Source organism: Salinispora tropica CNB-440 (assembly GCF_000016425.1).
In the GTDB taxonomy this organism is placed as follows: Bacteria; Actinomycetota; Actinomycetes; order Mycobacteriales; family Micromonosporaceae; genus Micromonospora; species Micromonospora tropica.
In genome coordinates, this window is the sequence record NC_009380.1 from 169842 (window position 1) to 184895 (window position 15054).

Here is a 15054-nt window from a genome sequence, read left to right on the forward strand (position 1 = left end):
CCCGGCCATCGCCGGTTCGCACCAGGACCATCTAAGGGGAGAACCGTGACGCACGTGTCCGAGCGCAGCGGCGCAGGAAGTAGCCAGACCGGTGCCGGCGGTGACCGCCAGCCCTGGACCACCGCCACCGGGCGCCCGGTGCGCAAACGCTCGGCCTCGTACCTGGATGCCGGTGTCTCGATCGAGGCGGGCGACCGCGCGGTTGAGCTGCTCAAGTCGAAGGTGAAGCAGACTCGACGGCCAGAGGTGATGGGCGACCTGGGTGGCTTCGCCGGCCTGTTCCGGCTGGACACGAAGAAGTACAAGAGCCCGATCCTGGCCTCCTCCACCGACGGTGTCGGCACGAAGCTGGTGATCGCGCAGCAGCTCGACATTCACGACACGGTCGGCATCGACCTGGTCGCCATGGTCGTGGACGATCTGGTGGCGTGCGGTGCCGAGCCGCTGTTCCTGCTCGACTACATCGCCACCGGGGAGGTTGTCCCGGACCGGGTTGCCGAGATCGGCGCTGGCATCGCCGATGGCTGCCGTTACGCCGGTTGTGCCCTGCTGGGTGGGGAGACCGCCGAACACCCCGGTGTCCTCCGCCCGGATGAGTACGACATCTCAGCCACCGGGGTGGGCGTGGTGGAGGAGAGCGGAATCCTCAGCTCCGAGCGGGTGGAGGTCGGCGACGTGGTGATCGCGATGCGCGCGTCCGGCCTACACTCCAACGGGTTTTCCCTGGTCCGGCACGTGCTGCTCGGTGCCGGCCGGATGCGGCTCGACGTGGTCATCGAGGACTTCGGTCGGCAGCGCACCCTCGGTGAGGAACTGCTGACTCCTACCAAGATCTATGCCCAGGACTGCCTGAAGCTGATCGCTGAGGCGGAGGTCCGGGTATTCGCCCACGTGACCGGGGGTGGTATCCCGGGGAACCTGGTCCGGGTCCTGCCGGAGCACGTGGACGCGGTGGTCAATCGCGCCACCTGGAAGCCGCAGCCGATCTTCGACCTGGTGCAGTCCAAGGGACGGATTGAGGCCCCGGAGATGGAGGCGACGTTCAACATGGGCGTCGGCATGTTCGCGATCGTCTCCGCCGAGGACGCCGACCGCGCGCTGGCCACTCTCACCGGCCGTGGCGTGGACGCGTGGCAGGCCGGCGAGATCATCGAAGGTACTGGCAACGTTCAGCTGGTCGGGCAGCACACCCGTGGCTGATCGCTCCGACGCCCGGATGGACTGCCGATCAGGGCTTCACCCGGGTGGCCGACTCCGCCTAGCCTGAGGAGCACCCTCAACGTTGCCGGGCACGTCGGGGTGTCGCTTCAGCGCCCAGGCCTGGCAGAGGAGGGCGATGGCTGTACGGGGGCGGTCGACAGCTGGGATGCGCGGCTTGGCCGCCGTCCCAGCCTATGTGGTGATGCAGCCAACCACGCTCTGCAATCTCGACTGCGTGTACTGCTACCTCCCGCTTCGCCACGCCGACCGGCGGATGCCGGTCGGCGTGGCGAAGGCGGTGGCCGCATCGGTCAATCCATGGGCGCGGGCCGGGCGATTCTCCGTCGTGTGGCACGGTGGCGAGCCGCTCGCCGCCGGGCAGGAGCTGCTCGGCGCGCTGATTGCCCCGTTCGGGCCGGAGGTCGAGCATCACGTCCAGACCAACGCGACGCTGATCGACGACGCCTGGTGTCGATTCTTCGCGGAGCACCAGATCCGGGTCAGTGTCAGCGTGGACGGGCCGCGGGAGCGCAACGTGGATCGGGTCACTCGGGGCGGGCGTCCCGCGTATGCCCACATCATGCGGGGAGTCGAGGCGCTGCGTCGACATGGGCTGCCGTTCTCCGCGCTGGCCGTGGTGGGGCGCCCCGAGCTGGGTCTCGCCCGCGAACTGTACGACTTCTTCCTCGATCTTGGCCCGGATGTGGTGGGCGTGAACATCGAGGAGACCGAGGGGGTCAATACGCGGGCCAACTGCCACGACGCGGCTGCGGTGACCGCCTTCTGGTCAGAACTGGTGGCGGCCTGGCGCCGGAACCCCCGTATCCACCTGCGTGAGGTTGAGTGGTCCCTGCGGTACGCCGCTGCGGTGTTGGACGGCGTCGAGGACCAGGTGCTGCCCCGCCGGCTGGATCCGATCCCCACGGTCGGCCACGACGGTTCGGTGACCGTGCTCTCGCCCGAACTGGCCGGCTTCACGAACCCCCGGTACGGCGACTTCAGCAGCGGCAACGTGCTGGTCACTTCGCTGGCAGAGATCCTGGCCGAGGCCGCGGCGACACCCTGGGTCGGGGAGTTCCTCGCCGGGGTGGAGGCTTGCCGGGCATCGTGTTCCTACTTCGGCTTCTGCGGCGGTGGTCACGCGGCCAATCGCTACTTCGAGCAGGGACGTTTTGACGGTACGGAGACCGAGCACTGCCGCAACAGCAAGATCCGCCTACTGGAGGGAGTGTTGGAGCATGCCCGAGAACACCGGTCCCCGGCAACCTGAGCGCACGGCGGGCGCGGTCTCGGACGACGTGGTCGATCGGATCCGCGTCGCTGGCGCCGACCTCACCACGTTGCTTCGCGAGGCCGAGGCGGCCCGCCACCTACGGGCGGAGGCGGCGGGAGACGGCACCTCCAGCGCGGTCTGCGCCTGGAACCACTTCGAGAACATCCCGACGTTCTACAACTGGAACAACCGTCCACGCTGAGCCGGCTGGCTACCGCGAGCTACGCTGCGCCGGCTGGCTACCTACACCGAGCCGTCCGCCCTGCTCCGGTGCTCCCCTGCCACCTGCCGGACAGGGCATGTCTCGGAGCCACTGCCAGCACTCCGAGACATGCCCTGCTTCCGTCGGGGACCGCCGACCGATGGGCACAGACATGAGCACGCGGTCGATCCGCGTGCTCAGTTGCGACCAGGGGTCAGCGGTTGGGACGAGCCCGGTTGTCCGGGTCGTCGTCCACGTGGTCCTCGTCATCGTCGTCGACATACTCTTTGTAGTCGTCGTCGAAGTCGTGGTCCGACTTGTGGCTGCCGCCGAGTTCGCGTTGCAAGGCGGCGAGGTCGGTGTTCGGGGAGTGGTACTTCAACTCCCGGGCCACCTTTGTCTGCTTGGCCTTAGCTCGGCCGCGCCCCATGGCTCGACCCCCTCGCACAGAATGCGGGGCAGCCCGAAGGCGGGCCCCGATGACGTCAGGCATCTCTCGTGGCTCTTACGGTACATGGAGATGCCATCGTTCGGCACCTCGGGTTACCGTCGCCCGGCTCCGCGCGTCGCAGCGGGCCGGTCGTCACCCAGTGTACTCGGTAAGGGCCAATCCGGGGAGCACCCCTAACAGCAGGCGAATCACCGTGAATCCAGCTTAACCGCGCCGCGTCGCTGTCGCGGCCCAGGGGCGGAACCAGCCCGGCCCGCCCCTGGGCCGTGATCAGGGTAGAAGGACTGTTCGCAGCCGGCCCACCTCGGCCATCCGTCGCTCGGCCAGTCGGTCCGCGGCCACCGCCGGTGGCACCCCCTCGGCATCGGCGAGCCCCAGGATCTCCCGCGTGGTGTCGTAGATTTTCGTCGCCCGTAGCTTGGCGCGGTCGAAGTTGAAGCCCTCGATCTCGTCGGCGACCTGAATCACACCACCGGCGTTGACCACGTAGTCGGGCGCGTACAGGATGCCCCGGTCGGCGAGGAGCTTCTCGATGCCCGGGTGGGCGAGTTGGTTGTTCGCCGCCCCGGCGACCACCGTCGCCCGCAGCGCCGGAACGGTGTGGTCGTTGAGCGTGCCCCCCAGCGCGCACGGGGCGTACACATCAATGTCGGAAGCGGCCAGCGCGCTGGCGTCGTCCAACAGTGTCACCTGCGGATGGGTCGTCCGCGCCCAGGCCAGCGCCCGTGGGTTCACGTCGGTCGCCACGACCTCGGCGCCGTCGTCGAGGAGGTGGCCGACCAGATGCTTGCCGACCTTGCCCAGGCCGGCCACGCCGACTCGTCGTCCGCGCAGCGTCGACGTGCCCCAGGCATGCTCGGCCGCGGCGCGCATGCCCTGGAACACGCCCCAGGCGGTGAGGATCGAGGAGTCGCCGGCGCCCCCGTGCTCACGGCTACGGCCGGTCACGAACCGGGTCTCTCGGGCGATCACGTCCATGTCGGCGACGTAGGTACCAACGTCGCAGGCGGTGTAATAGCGGCCACCCAGGGTGGCGACGAAGCGGCCGTAGGCGCGCAACAGGGTCTCGCTTTTGAGCTGTTCGGGATCCCCCCAGATGACTGCCTTGCCGCCGCCCAGGTCCAGCCCGGCGAGGGCGTTCTTGTACGCCATACCGCGGGAGAGGTCGAGCACATCGGCGAGGGCCGCCTCCTCGCTCGCGTACGGGTAGAACCGGGTGCCGCCGAGTGCGGGCCCCAGTGCCGTGGAGTAGATGCCGATGATCGCTCGGAGGCCGGACTGTTTGTCCTGGCAGAACACGACCTGCTCGTGGCCGACCGACGCCGGGGCGTCAGTGGTGGCGAATACGCCCATGACTCACTCCTGGTGTGGTGTGCGGCCTTGTGGGCCGCGGACCTGCGGACGCCGGCGGGATGCTGCCGGTGCCGCTGAGCCTAGTATCGGCCGACATCGTCTCCGTCGTCACCGACGTGTGCGTCCGTACGGCGGGACCAGCCGCCCGGCGACTCCCCGGAGTGCACGCGAAACTGTGCCACCAGGGATTCGCATCCGACTCGTGGGAGGATCGCGCCGTGCCCTCGCTCTTCGCCGCATACCTGCGCGTGTACGAACCGTTGACTGCCTTTGACCGTAGCCGCCAGGCGTACTGGCGGCGCTACGTCGAGCAGGGACGGGCTGTCGCCCCGGTGGAGGGGCCCGGCCGGCAGCTCACCTCGGTGATCGAGGCGCTCGGCGCGGGTTGGACGCGGTTGCCGGATCTGCCAGACGAGGCGTACGTCCTGGAGGCCGATGACACTCTGCTGGTCTGCCCGTGGAACCTGCGTATCCGGGTCGCCGAGGCGGCGCTGAACGCCCGCGATGGCGTACCCCCGGTGTTGGCTGACGCCTTTGTGCCGCCGGTGCTCGCCGGAAAGGCCAAGGCGGTGGTTGACGACTGGCGGAGCGGGGCGCGCGTCCTGGAGCATGGCGTTCCCCGGGTGCACGAGCAGATCGCCACGTGGGGCGTGCCGCTGCGGTGGTTCGTCCTCTTCGAGCCGGCGGAGCGGCACCAGGTCACCGAGCCCGGCCGGCGGGCACTGCGGTACCGGACGGAGATTTCCAAGGCCCGCCGTCGCTCGTCGCGAGCCCTCGCCGTATTGCGGAAGTCGGTCGGTGCCGCGCCGATCACCGAGGCGGTGGAGGAGGCCGCGCGCTGGTTGGAGGAGTTCCATCCACGGTCGGTGGTGGAACTGGACTACGGCGGGCTGGTGTCGCTGCTCTCCGACGAGACCCTGGCGGCTGACGACTCGCCGGAGTTGGTCGCCGCCGGCCTGGCCGGGCTGTCTCGGGGTGAGGCGGAGGAGGCGTCATCGGCCTACGACAAGCTGGTCGCGCGGTGGCGTGCGGTGCAGTTGCTCGAGCGGTGCAACTGACGCCAAATCAGCTGATTCCACCTCGCCAATCTGGGAGCCATTCGCACTTGATACGTCACGAACCGTGATCATGAGAGTAGATAAGGTGCGTCCTGTCATATTAAAGGCGAAAAATTCGGTCATGGTTCATCCGTCCGTCTAGGGACGTTCGGCCGTTCGGCCCATGTCGGACATCGGGGACTAGCCGGACCATGGGAGACGCGTCGGCCGGCGGGACCCCGGCCGATGTCTATACATGTGGAGGAGTGACCCATGGCATCGCGAACGCACGAACCGGAGCCGCTGCTCACGCCGGCCGAGGTGGCGTCGATGTTCCGTGTCGACCCGAAAACGGTGACCCGTTGGGCCAAGGCCGGAAAGCTGAGTGCGATCCGGACCCTCGGCGGGCACCGCAGATACCGGGAATCGGAGGTCAGAGCGCTGTTGCAGGGGCAGATCCCCCAGCAGCGCCAGGGGGACTGACCGGGTGAGCACCAACGGAAAACGTGCGTAGGGCGGTGGACGGTCTGTCCACCGCCCTACGGGATTCCTGGGGGTGCGAACGCGGCTCGCCCCCCGGAGGGTCTCCGCGGGGCGAACGCAGCTCAACCCTTGAGCGTGACCCGGATCCCCACCGTGCCCTGCTCGCCCCGGCGTAGCCGGCTCCCCAGCAGGGTGAGCCGGCCGAGTACCCGGTACTTCTCCTTGATCAGGCCGCGGACCCGCCGGGTGCCCGCCGAGTCGGCGAGCGCGGCGTGACCGGGTACCGCCGGACCGTGCGGTCGTCCTCGGACATCGCAGGGGGCGACGGTCACATCGCCGCTGCGCCGGATCCGCTTCACCTTGCCGGAGCCGGTAACGGTCCAGACTGCGAGCGCATCGCCGTCACGGACCGCCCAGACCGGGGTCGGCACCGCACGGCCGTCCTTGCGAAAGGTCGTGAGCAGGATGTATTTCTCGGTCGCGAGTCGGTCCAGCGTGGTCACGCCGCCAAGGATACGACTCCGCGGCCGGCTGACCGGGCAGTGAGCCCGACGGCGTGCCGTGTACCTCAGACCTGGTCGTGGAACGGCCCCGGCGGTGTCCATCCGGGAAATCCTTCCGCCCGGTGCCGGGTTGCCGCGTGGCGCCTCCCAACCAATAGGGTCGCGGGGACGAGCGACACGACGAGGCGGGACGGCACGGGTGATCCCCGGCTCACCGCCAGAGGGAGGAGACGGCATGGGTGACCGTTGGGTCGTGGTCGGGGCCGGCACGATGGGCCTCGGAATCGCGTACGTGGCCGCCGGTGCCGGCCACGACGTGGACCTGGTCGAGGTCGATCCGGCCCGGGGCGAAGCCGCCGCGGTGCGCCTCGGTGAGCTGTGGGACCGGGCGGTTGGCCGGGGTCGGATAACTGTCGAGCAGGCCGGCGCCAACCGATCCCGGGTGACCCTTCGGGGAAGCCTCACCGAGGTCGGCGCCAGCCCGGACGTCGTGGTCGAGGCCGTCCCCGAGCGGGTCGACCTGAAGCGCTCCGTGCTGCGCGACGCCGAGAACCTCAATCCTGCGCTGTTGGCCAGCAACACCTCCAGCATCTCGATCGCCCAGCTGGCCGAGGGGCTGACCCGCCCAGAGCGTTTCCTCGGCCTGCACTTCTTCAACCCGGTCTGGGCGATGACGTTGCTCGAGGTCGTGGTCGGCCCGGGGACCGCACCGGAGAGCACTGACGCGGCGATCGCGCTCGCCGCTCGGCTGGGCAAGGATCCTGTCGTCGTACGTGACCTGCCCGGCTTCGCCACCTCGCGGCTGGGAGTGACGCTTGGTCTGGAGGCGATTCGGATGGTCGCCGACAAGGTGGCGGAACCAGCGGACATCGACAAGGCGATGATGCTTGGCTACCGGCATCCGGTGGGGCCGCTGGAGCTCACCGACCTGGTCGGGCTGGACGTGCGGCTCGACATCGCCCGTACCCTCGCGGCTGCGTACGGGGAGCGGTTCGCGCCGCCCCCGCTGTTGGTCGAGATGGTGGCCGCCGGACACCTTGGTAAGAAGTCCGGCCAGGGCTTCTATCGATGGGAGAACGGGGTGAAGGCGTGACCGGCCTGCGGATCGACGAACAGGCCGACCGGGTGGTGGCGATGCTGGACCGCCCGGAGAAGCGCAACGCCATCGACGTCGACCTCGTCCAGGCGCTCCACGAACTCTGCGCCGAACTGGAGGCCCGGCCACGGCTGCTGCTGCTCACCGGAGGGGCCGAAGGCATCTTCGCCGGGGGCGCCGACATCGGGCAGCTCCGCGAGCGCGACCGGTTGGATGCCCTCGCCGCGATCAACTCGGCCGTCTTCACCCGGATCAGGGCGCTGCCGATGCCGACCGTGGTCGCGGTTGATGGGCCGGCCCTGGGCGGTGGTGCCGAGCTGGCGTACGCCTGCGACCTACGGGTGTGCACCTCGCGTGCCTTCTTCGGGCAGCCCGAGGTGCGGCTTGGCATTCTGGCCGGGGCGGGGGCGACGCACCGGCTACCGGCGCTGGTCGGGGAGGCACGGGCGAAGGAGCTGCTCTTCACCGGCCGGCGGGTGGACGCTGCGGAGGCCCTGCGGATCGGTCTGGTCAACCAGGTGGTCACCGAGCCGGCCGAGCTGCTGCCGGCGGCCCACGCCCTGCTCGACGAGGTGGCGAAGGGCTCCGCGCTCGCGTTGCGGCTGACCAAGCTGGCCGTGGACGCTCCGGCCGCCGCGCACCCCCACCTGGATCTGGTCAGTCAGGCGGTGCTCTTCGAGGATGAGGAGAAGCACCGACGGATGACCGATTTTCTCGAGCGTCGGAGCCGGTCCTGAACCGGGCGATATCGGCAGGGACAGTCGGCGTGTAGACACTCGGGGTGGCCGCAGCGGACGTGTGCACACTGGTCGGCGGCGGGGTGCTCCGGTGCGGCCACCACCCGATGGAGGCTCAGTGGTGCAGCGGTACCCCCGCGTCGGCGAGGGCCCGGATCAGCTCGGCCGACTCACTGAACCCGATGATCAGGACAGCGTCGGCTCCAGATTCCTTGATCTCGCGGACACCGGAGGCGAAGTCGACCGCTGCTACGTCGGTGCCCTCCGGTGGTTGGTACGTGATCAGCTTGAGTCGGTCCGGGTCGACGCCGGCCCGTTCCAGCTCGGACTGCACGATGTTCTGTAGGCCCTCGCCGTAGGAGTCCTGCCGGGCCACGATGGCGATCTGCTGCGGGCCGTCCCGCAAGATAACGTCGGCCAGCGCGCGGCCCTGCAAGCTGTCGGGTGGGGCGGTTCGGAAATAGCGGCCCTCGTCGTCCAGTTCAGTGAGGCTCGCGTCGGTGTTCGACGGGGAGAACAGCACCAGCCCGGCCCGTACCACGTCGGGTAGCACTGCCCGGGAGATGCCGGACGCGCCAGCGCCGATGATGACGTGGACGCCGGCGGCGGCATGGCGCGCCACGGTCGCCTTGGCGACCGTCGGATTCGTGCCGTCATCGCCGTCGATCCAGGTGACCGGGGCGCCAAGGACGCCACCAGCGGCGTTGATCTCCTGAATTGCGAGGGCAGCGCCGGCGGCGAGGGGCGGGTTGGACAGCGCGAGGTCACCGGTCTGCGGTAGCAGGCCCCCCAGCACCAGCGGGGCTTTACCGTTCCGGCCGGCCCTCGCGGCATCCGGTGGCGGCGAGTTGCTCGCGGTCGACTCGAAGCCCGCACCGAGGAACTCCGTCTTGGCGTCGTTGATCTGCTTTCCGTCGAAGTGCAGAGTGGCGTAGCTGGCGGTGGAAGGCTCGCCGGCCGCGGTGAATCCACCTCGGGTGATCGAGACGCTGCGGTATTCGATGTCCTGTCTGTCTCGGGCCAGCGCGAGGCAGGTAACGGCGGTCTCACACCGCTGGCCGCCGTTGGTGATCCCGACGATCTGTTCCGCGACAGCCGCCGGATCGGTGGTGCCGGCGAGTTGCGCCGCGAGCGCGCTGATCAGCACCGCGTCGTAGGTCTCCGCCGCATAGACGAAGCTGGTCAGGTCAGGGTCAATCGAACGCAACCGGTCCTTGAAGTCCTCCGGCAGCGGGGTCAGCGGTGTGGTGCCCTTCATCCCGTCGACCAGGTCGGCCCGGTCCCCCAACTCGGTGGGGAACGAGTTGAGCATGGTGCCGTCGGTGCCGTAGAGGCGTACCGGGCTAGCGGTGACCTGGTCGGACTCGTCGGTCCCGCAGGCGCTGCTGGCGAGTAGGAACGTCGCACAGGCGGCCAGGGTGGCAGCTCGCGCGGCGCGTGAGATCAGCATCGGCGTCCTTCCTCGGGCGCGACGGTACGCTACGCAGGGTAGCGTGCCTCGCCCAGAGCCGGGAGCCTGGCGGTATTGCTATCCGAGGTTGACCGTTACGGTTACTCAGAGTGAGATGAGGTGGCGGGAGTGGCCGAGTCACGGCCTCAGCCGACGACGCGCTTCGCAACCACGCTCGCGTAGCGAGCGAGGAGTTCAGACCAGCCAGCGGTCAGCGCCTGGCGGTAGCCCTCCGCTGCGGGGCCGTGCCGATCGAAGTGTCGGTGTTCCACCTCTACCCGGGTCTGCCCCGACCGGTCGGGGCGGAAGAGCGCCTCGACCTCGCTGGCCCGGGCCGGATCAGGCGCTGGGACGCGGTCTGCCCCGATCTGCCAGGTGAAGACGAGTCGGTGGGGCGGGGTCCAGGCCAGCACCCGGCCCCAGTCGTTGCGGAAGCCGTGCGGGCCGATTTCGTACAGCATCCCGCCGGTCCGTGGCTCCATGCCCAGCGTGGTTAGGAGGTCGGGGCCGGACCAGGTGTACTCCGTCACCCACCAGTCGGCTATCGCGCCGGTGAATACCGCGAATGCCTGCTGCGTCGAGGCGGGAACGAGGAGCGAGCTGCGGAGCGAGAACCGTGCGAAATCCTGTCGGACATCGAAGGGATCGACCATCTCCTGTCCCATAGGCCGGGACCATACCGGCTGACGGGTGGCGATGCAGCATTGCAAAGAGCTCAATTCCAGTTATTTGGCGGCAGTCATGCAGGAGGGCGGATCGTCAATACTTCCCTCGGGAATAGATCCGTGGTGGAAATTTTCGTATTTCGCTCTGGCCTGGTTTCCGGACCGGGTTTAAATTTTTGTTTAGAAAGTTCTGAACATTCGAGACTGTTGTGTCGGAAGGGGAGTTTATGGACCCGGAGGCTGGCCGGCGGTACGCCGAGGAGGTCGGCGTCGTCCTGGCTCGGATGGGCACCACACCCGCCTTCGGCAAGCTACTGGGCTGGCTGCTCATCTGCGACCCGCCGAGACAGACCACCGCGCAGTTGTGCGAGGCGATGGGGCTGTCCAAGGCCTCGGTATCCACCGGCATGCGGGTGCTGGAACAGTCCGGCATGGTCCGACGGGTGCCGAGCCAGGGCCGGGGACACGCGTACGAGATGCATCCGGACGCCTTCGCCCGTGCCATTGACCCAACCGACAGGATGCGCGTTTTCATCGATCTGATGCAGCGCGGTATCGATCTGGTCGGCGACGCGGCGGCACCGGAGGCCAGCCGGTTACGCCATACCCGCGACTTCTACACCTTCATGGTCGAGCGCACACCAGCCCTGATGGAAGAGTTCCGTCGACAAGCACGAAAGGGCAGCTAGGGATGCGAATTCTGGTGATCACCGTAGGGTCGCGAGGGGATGTCCAGCCGTACGTGGCCCTCGGCAAAGGCCTCCAGTCGGCCGGCCATGACGTCACGCTGGCCACCTGCGCCCGGTTCCGGTCGTTCGTTACCGACCAAGGTTTGGCGTACGGCCAGCTCAGTGACGACATATTGCAGCTGCTGGATTCGGCGGCGGGCCGGGCCGCGATGGAGGACACCACCGGGGTGCTCGGCGCAGTCAGGACCAACATCAGGCTCGCCCGTCAGGCGAATCCGATCAACCGGAGGCTGCTGGCCGATGCCTGGGCGACAGCCAGGCAGGCCAAGCCAGATCTGGTCGTCTACCACCCCAAGGTGCTGGCCGGTCCGCACATCGCCGAGAAACTCGGCGTACCGGTGGTACTGGCGCTGCCCGTGCCGGTCTCCGTACCAACCGGTGACTTCCCCCTCGTCGGGCTGCCCGAACTGCCGCTCGGCCGTTGGTACAACCGACTGACCTACCGCCTGGCCGGTGCCGGATACCGGATGTACGACGGAATGGTGAACACGTTTCGTCGCGACACGCTCGGACTCGCGAAGACCAGCGGTGCCGCGCTGACCACCCGGCTACCTGACGGGCGGCCAATCCCGGTGCTGCATGGCATCAGCGAGCACGTCCTGCCACGCCCCGCCGACTGGCCCGGGCACGCGCACCTCACCGGCTACTGGTTCCTTGACGACGCCGCCCGCTGGCAGCCCCCGGCCGGCCTGGTCGACTTTATCGAGGCGGGCGACCCACCGGTGTACGTCGGCTTCGGCAGTATGGCCGGGCGCGACCCGCACCGACTCACCCGTCTCGTGGGCGAGGCACTGCGCCGGGCCGGCGTCCGCGGCATCGTCGCCACCGGCTGGGGTGGCCTGGCGGAGACCGAGCCGTCAGACACCATCTGGCACCTCACGCAGGCCCCACACGACTGGCTCTTCCCTCGGATGTCCGCCGTTGTGCACCACGGTGGGGCCGGCACCACCGCGGCGGCGCTACGCGCTGGCAAGCCCTCGGTGATCTGTCCGTTCCTCCTGGACCAGTTCGTCTGGGGTCGGCAGGTATTCGCGCTCGGCGTGGGCAGTGCACCCATACCGCAGCGGAAGCTCACTCCGCAGCGGCTGGCCACCGCGATCCGTACGGTGACCACCAACGCCGACATCCGGGCCGCCGCGCTCAAGCTGGGGAGGAGCCTCGCGGCCGAGGATGGTGTCGCGAACGCGGTTGCCAGGATCGACACTCTCCTCCGCCCGGCGGGTTAGGACACCAGCGGCACCGAGTGGCCGCGCCCCGGGGCGCCCCTGGCCGGAGAACGTGCGCGGCTTCCTGGAAAGGACACCGGAGAGTGACGTCGGAGAGTACTGCGACGCGTCACTGTCACCGATCACAATCAGCGGCACCGTGCGACGTACTCGTGCCCCATCCCCGTTCCTACCTGCGATCTCGCGGGGATCACCACACTACGCGACCCCCGTGGCCGGAGTAGGTTGTCTGATTTGCCGGCTTGGCTAATCTACGAATTCACCATATCCTACCGGTGTAGCACCCGTTGCCTCCGGCCGCCGCAGGTCGGAGGCTGTGTTTGGGCCCTGAGTTTGCACCCGGAGTAAAGGGAGTCAAAGCGTTGACCGACGAGTCCGGTAAGGCCAACTTCAGCGGAATCTACAACCAGGAGACGCCGTGCGCGTACTACGCTAACCTGCGACGGTTGAAATACGAGATCCCGCAGCATGGGGCTACCGTGTTCAACCAGTTGATCGATGCCCAACCATGGGGTGATGGCTATCGCCCCACTGTGCTCGATGTGTGCTGTTCCTATGGCATCGTCGGGGTGCTCACCAAGACCGATCTTGAGCTGGACGACGTGTACACGTACTACCAGGGTGCCGGTGACGACGGGCGTACCGTGGACCAGGTGCGCCGCGCCGAGAACGAATTTCTGGGTCAGCGTGCCCGGCCGGCCGCTCCTCATGTCATCGGGTTGGACGTCGCCGAGAACGCTGCTCGGCATGGTGTGGCAGTCGGCGCGCTCGACGATGCATTTGTCGAGAACCTGGAGGCGACAACGCCATCGTCGGAATTGGCTAAGAAGATGTCAGAGGTCGACCTCATCACGACCACGGGTGGCATTGGCTATGTCACTGAGCGGACGTTCGAGCGGCTACTTACCTGCACTGAAGCCCCGCCCTGGGTCGCCGCGTTCTGCCTTCGGACGTACGACTATGAGCCGATTTCGGAGGTGCTCGCGCAGTACGGGCTCGTGACCGAGAAGGCGGACCAGGCTGTTCGGCAGCGGCGGTTTATCGACGACACCGAACGAGAGTGGGCAATGGCGGAGCTGGCGGCGCGGGGGGTCGACCCGGCCGACATGGAGAGTGAGGGATATCTGTACGCCGATTTCTACCTCTCCCGGCCGCAGGAAGACGCAACAGGGAAGCCGCTGGCAGACCTGGTGACGATTCCGGCCAACTAGTCGACGGTGTCCCAGGCCTCGTCAACACTGCGCCGGGACGCTGGGCGAGTTGAGTGAGGGGTGCCCTCCGGGCTCGCAGGATCACGGCTGTTGTGACTTCTGTCAGTCGATTCGAGGGCCAATACGGCGTGCGATTGTGGCTTGGGGACTGCCCGGACGCGGGCAGTCCCCAAGCCCGCCCTCCCCAGGTAGTTGTGGGGATGGAGCTCGCCGGGTGGTGCCGGCGGCGTCGGTGGTGTCACGCCGTGCCCCGCATGAGGCCGAGCAGCATCCCAAATACGATCACTGTTTGGATCGAGTGCGGGATGACCGAGAGCCACATGCTCCGATAGCGCCGCACCGGTAGCGACATGATTAGTCCGCTGGTCAGCATGATGCCACCGGCAGTCCAGGGTTGATGGACGTGGTACAGGCCGAACAAGACGCCGTTAGCGAGCCAGTCAGCCGAACCGAACACGCCTTGCATCCTGGGAAGGAGGATTCCGCGGAAGATGAACTCCTCACCGAGGAAGACGTTGAAGACGCTGAGCGTCAGGAACAGCGCAAAGAACCACCAAGCCCCTTCCATCTGCGAGGCGACTTCCGCCGAGAATAGCGTTTCGGCTTTCTGGAAGGGCAGTGGAGCCGGTCCGGGTAGTAGATGCTGTTGCAGGTTCTGAATCACCGGTGCCACGTACAGCATGTTGAGTACGAACGCTATTCCCAGGGGCGCCAGCAGCCACAGGAGTCGCTTGCGTGGCCGACCGCTTACCGGGTCTCTGGGGACCTGTAGCCACAGCCGGCGAGCCATGGCGGAGAGCCCTACCGACCCCTCCTCCCGCCGGAGTATCAACATTGCCAGCACGAACTGCCAGACCAGGCCGGCCGCTAGCGTGACTGTTGCCAGCACCACGGTGTCGTAGGGGCCGTCGGCGACTGCCGGGGTAATCACCCAATAGCCCAGGCCCATGGGTAGGGTGACAGCCGCCCAGATTCCCAGGATTTTCTTCAGTGAGTACTGTGCCGGTGGGTCGGTCGATGTCGATGCGCGCGTGCTGGGTCGCTGTCCTGACGGACCCAGTCGATTCTGTGTGGTGCCACCGCCCATGCCCTTCAGCTCCTCGTGAATGTGCCATGCCCCTCGTCTCGGGCATGATTCTGGCGCTGGCGAAAGGCGTTCGTCCATGGTGGCCAGCCCGCCAAACGAGGGCAGGGCTGCGCCTACCTTCGAGCGTGGGGCTAGCCCTACCTTCGCGAGGGATTGAGGATTCTGGCGGTTGTGGGCTCGGTTCGCTGCCCTGACCCGTAACCGATTCATCGGAGATATCTCATTTGCCGGTGGTTGGGGTAGGTCGGTACGTGCCAGGGCTCCTGGCGGCGACAGCGAGTCAAAAGACTGACCTGAGTTGGTCAAAGTGTTTCTCGTCCGGACCCTGTTG

At 67.8% G+C, this 15054-nt stretch carries 16 protein-coding genes; 10 read left to right on the forward strand and 6 right to left on the reverse strand.

Annotated features, from left to right (window positions below; translation table 11 throughout):
• Nucleotides 1-45: 45 nt before the first annotated feature.
• The 3 genes from purM to amcA all read left to right on the forward strand — a co-directional run bounded on the left by purM (nucleotide 46) and on the right by amcA (nucleotide 2675).
• Complete coding sequence (gene purM / locus STROP_RS00780; RefSeq protein WP_011904077.1) at nucleotides 46-1200, forward strand: phosphoribosylformylglycinamidine cyclo-ligase; 1155 nt, start codon at nucleotides 46-48, stop codon at nucleotides 1198-1200.
• 166 nt (nucleotides 1201-1366) lie between these two features.
• Nucleotides 1367-2470, forward strand: a complete 1104-nt coding sequence (gene amcB, locus STROP_RS00785; protein WP_026274683.1) for a cyclophane-forming radical SAM peptide maturase AmcB — start codon at nucleotides 1367-1369, stop codon at nucleotides 2468-2470.
• Nucleotides 2439-2675, forward strand: a complete 237-nt coding sequence (gene amcA, locus STROP_RS00790) for a multiple cyclophane-containing RiPP AmcA (RefSeq protein WP_011904079.1) — start codon at nucleotides 2439-2441, stop codon at nucleotides 2673-2675. The genes amcB and amcA overlap by 32 nt, the downstream gene beginning before the upstream one ends.
• Before the next feature lie 214 nt (nucleotides 2676-2889).
• Here amcA and STROP_RS00795 read toward each other — a convergent pair whose 3' ends face one another.
• Together STROP_RS00795 and STROP_RS00800 are read right to left on the reverse strand one after the other, a co-directional pair.
• Nucleotides 2890-3105, reverse strand: a complete 216-nt coding sequence (locus STROP_RS00795; protein ID WP_011904080.1) for a DUF3073 domain-containing protein — start codon at nucleotides 3103-3105, stop codon at nucleotides 2890-2892.
• A gap of 291 nt (nucleotides 3106-3396) precedes the next feature.
• Nucleotides 3397-4479, reverse strand: coding sequence for a Glu/Leu/Phe/Val family dehydrogenase (locus STROP_RS00800; RefSeq protein WP_011904081.1), 1083 nt, complete (start codon nucleotides 4477-4479; stop codon nucleotides 3397-3399).
• A gap of 218 nt (nucleotides 4480-4697) precedes the next feature.
• Here STROP_RS00800 and STROP_RS00805 point away from each other — a divergent pair, with 218 nt between their 5' ends.
• Both STROP_RS00805 and STROP_RS00810 read left to right on the forward strand, forming a co-directional pair.
• The gene (locus STROP_RS00805) at nucleotides 4698-5537 is read left to right on the forward strand and encodes a DUF8083 family protein (protein WP_026274682.1); all 840 of its coding nucleotides are present in this window, start codon (nucleotides 4698-4700) and stop codon (nucleotides 5535-5537) included.
• 252 nt (nucleotides 5538-5789) lie between these two features.
• A complete protein-coding gene (locus STROP_RS00810; RefSeq protein WP_007073996.1) occupies nucleotides 5790-5999 on the forward strand; it encodes a BldC family transcriptional regulator in 210 nt (69 codons plus the stop codon).
• A 122-nt stretch (nucleotides 6000-6121) separates the two neighbouring features.
• Here STROP_RS00810 and STROP_RS00815 read toward each other — a convergent pair whose 3' ends face one another.
• Nucleotides 6122-6502: a PPOX class F420-dependent oxidoreductase gene (locus STROP_RS00815; protein ID WP_026275904.1), complete on the reverse strand. Its 381-nt coding sequence runs from the start codon at nucleotides 6500-6502 to the stop codon at nucleotides 6122-6124.
• A gap of 235 nt (nucleotides 6503-6737) precedes the next feature.
• Between STROP_RS00815 and STROP_RS00820 the strand changes: the two genes are divergently transcribed.
• Together STROP_RS00820 and STROP_RS00825 are read left to right on the forward strand one after the other, a co-directional pair.
• Nucleotides 6738-7595: a 3-hydroxyacyl-CoA dehydrogenase family protein gene (locus STROP_RS00820; protein WP_011904084.1), complete on the forward strand. Its 858-nt coding sequence runs from the start codon at nucleotides 6738-6740 to the stop codon at nucleotides 7593-7595.
• On the forward strand, nucleotides 7592-8335 hold the full coding sequence (locus STROP_RS00825) for an enoyl-CoA hydratase/isomerase family protein (protein WP_026274680.1): 744 nt from the start codon (nucleotides 7592-7594) through the stop codon (nucleotides 8333-8335). The genes STROP_RS00820 and STROP_RS00825 overlap by 4 nt, the downstream gene beginning before the upstream one ends.
• A gap of 115 nt (nucleotides 8336-8450) precedes the next feature.
• Here STROP_RS00825 and STROP_RS00830 read toward each other — a convergent pair whose 3' ends face one another.
• The gene (locus STROP_RS00830) at nucleotides 8451-9785 is read right to left on the reverse strand and encodes an ABC transporter substrate-binding protein (RefSeq protein WP_011904086.1); all 1335 of its coding nucleotides are present in this window, start codon (nucleotides 9783-9785) and stop codon (nucleotides 8451-8453) included.
• Between the two features lie 146 nt (nucleotides 9786-9931).
• On the reverse strand, nucleotides 9932-10450 hold the full coding sequence (locus STROP_RS00835) for an SRPBCC family protein (RefSeq protein ID WP_018829525.1): 519 nt from the start codon (nucleotides 10448-10450) through the stop codon (nucleotides 9932-9934).
• A 227-nt stretch (nucleotides 10451-10677) separates the two neighbouring features.
• On the opposite strand from STROP_RS00835, the gene STROP_RS00840 reads away from it, so the two are divergent.
• The 3 genes from STROP_RS00840 (at nucleotide 10678) to STROP_RS00850 (ending at nucleotide 13636) form a co-directional block, all read left to right on the forward strand.
• A complete protein-coding gene (locus STROP_RS00840) occupies nucleotides 10678-11139 on the forward strand; it encodes a GbsR/MarR family transcriptional regulator (RefSeq protein WP_011904088.1) in 462 nt (153 codons plus the stop codon).
• Nucleotides 11140-11141: 2 nt separating this feature from the next.
• Entirely contained in the window at nucleotides 11142-12425 is a 1284-nt protein-coding gene (locus STROP_RS00845; RefSeq protein WP_011904089.1) for a glycosyltransferase, read from the forward strand.
• A 362-nt stretch (nucleotides 12426-12787) separates the two neighbouring features.
• Nucleotides 12788-13636 (forward strand): hypothetical protein, encoded by an 849-nt coding sequence (locus tag STROP_RS00850; RefSeq protein ID WP_026274679.1) that lies wholly within the window; start codon nucleotides 12788-12790, stop codon nucleotides 13634-13636.
• A 238-nt stretch (nucleotides 13637-13874) separates the two neighbouring features.
• Here STROP_RS00850 and STROP_RS00855 read toward each other — a convergent pair whose 3' ends face one another.
• Complete coding sequence (locus tag STROP_RS00855) at nucleotides 13875-14723, reverse strand: CPBP family intramembrane glutamic endopeptidase (RefSeq protein ID WP_011904091.1); 849 nt, start codon at nucleotides 14721-14723, stop codon at nucleotides 13875-13877.
• Between the last annotated feature and the right edge of the window lie 331 nt (nucleotides 14724-15054).

What these genes read in the sequence shown, in the direction of transcription:
- amcB (WP_026274683.1), top strand. Translation starts at nt 1,367, where the DNA reads ATGCGCGGCTTGGCCGCCGTCCCAGCCTATGTGGTGATGCAGCCAACC.
- amcA (WP_011904079.1), top strand. Translation starts at nt 2,439, where the DNA reads ATGCCCGAGAACACCGGTCCCCGGCAACCTGAGCGCACGGCGGGCGCG.
- STROP_RS00795 (WP_011904080.1), bottom strand. Translation starts at nt 3,105, where the DNA reads ATGGGGCGCGGCCGAGCTAAGGCCAAGCAGACAAAGGTGGCCCGGGAG.
- STROP_RS00800 (WP_011904081.1), bottom strand. Translation starts at nt 4,479, where the DNA reads ATGGGCGTATTCGCCACCACTGACGCCCCGGCGTCGGTCGGCCACGAG.
- STROP_RS00810 (WP_007073996.1), top strand. Translation starts at nt 5,790, where the DNA reads ATGGCATCGCGAACGCACGAACCGGAGCCGCTGCTCACGCCGGCCGAG.
- STROP_RS00820 (WP_011904084.1), top strand. Translation starts at nt 6,738, where the DNA reads ATGGGTGACCGTTGGGTCGTGGTCGGGGCCGGCACGATGGGCCTCGGA.
- STROP_RS00830 (WP_011904086.1), bottom strand. Translation starts at nt 9,785, where the DNA reads ATGCTGATCTCACGCGCCGCGCGAGCTGCCACCCTGGCCGCCTGTGCG.
- STROP_RS00835 (WP_018829525.1), bottom strand. Translation starts at nt 10,450, where the DNA reads ATGGGACAGGAGATGGTCGATCCCTTCGATGTCCGACAGGATTTCGCA.
- STROP_RS00840 (WP_011904088.1), top strand. Translation starts at nt 10,678, where the DNA reads ATGGACCCGGAGGCTGGCCGGCGGTACGCCGAGGAGGTCGGCGTCGTC.
- STROP_RS00845 (WP_011904089.1), top strand. Translation starts at nt 11,142, where the DNA reads ATGCGAATTCTGGTGATCACCGTAGGGTCGCGAGGGGATGTCCAGCCG.
- STROP_RS00855 (WP_011904091.1), bottom strand. Translation starts at nt 14,723, where the DNA reads ATGGGCGGTGGCACCACACAGAATCGACTGGGTCCGTCAGGACAGCGA.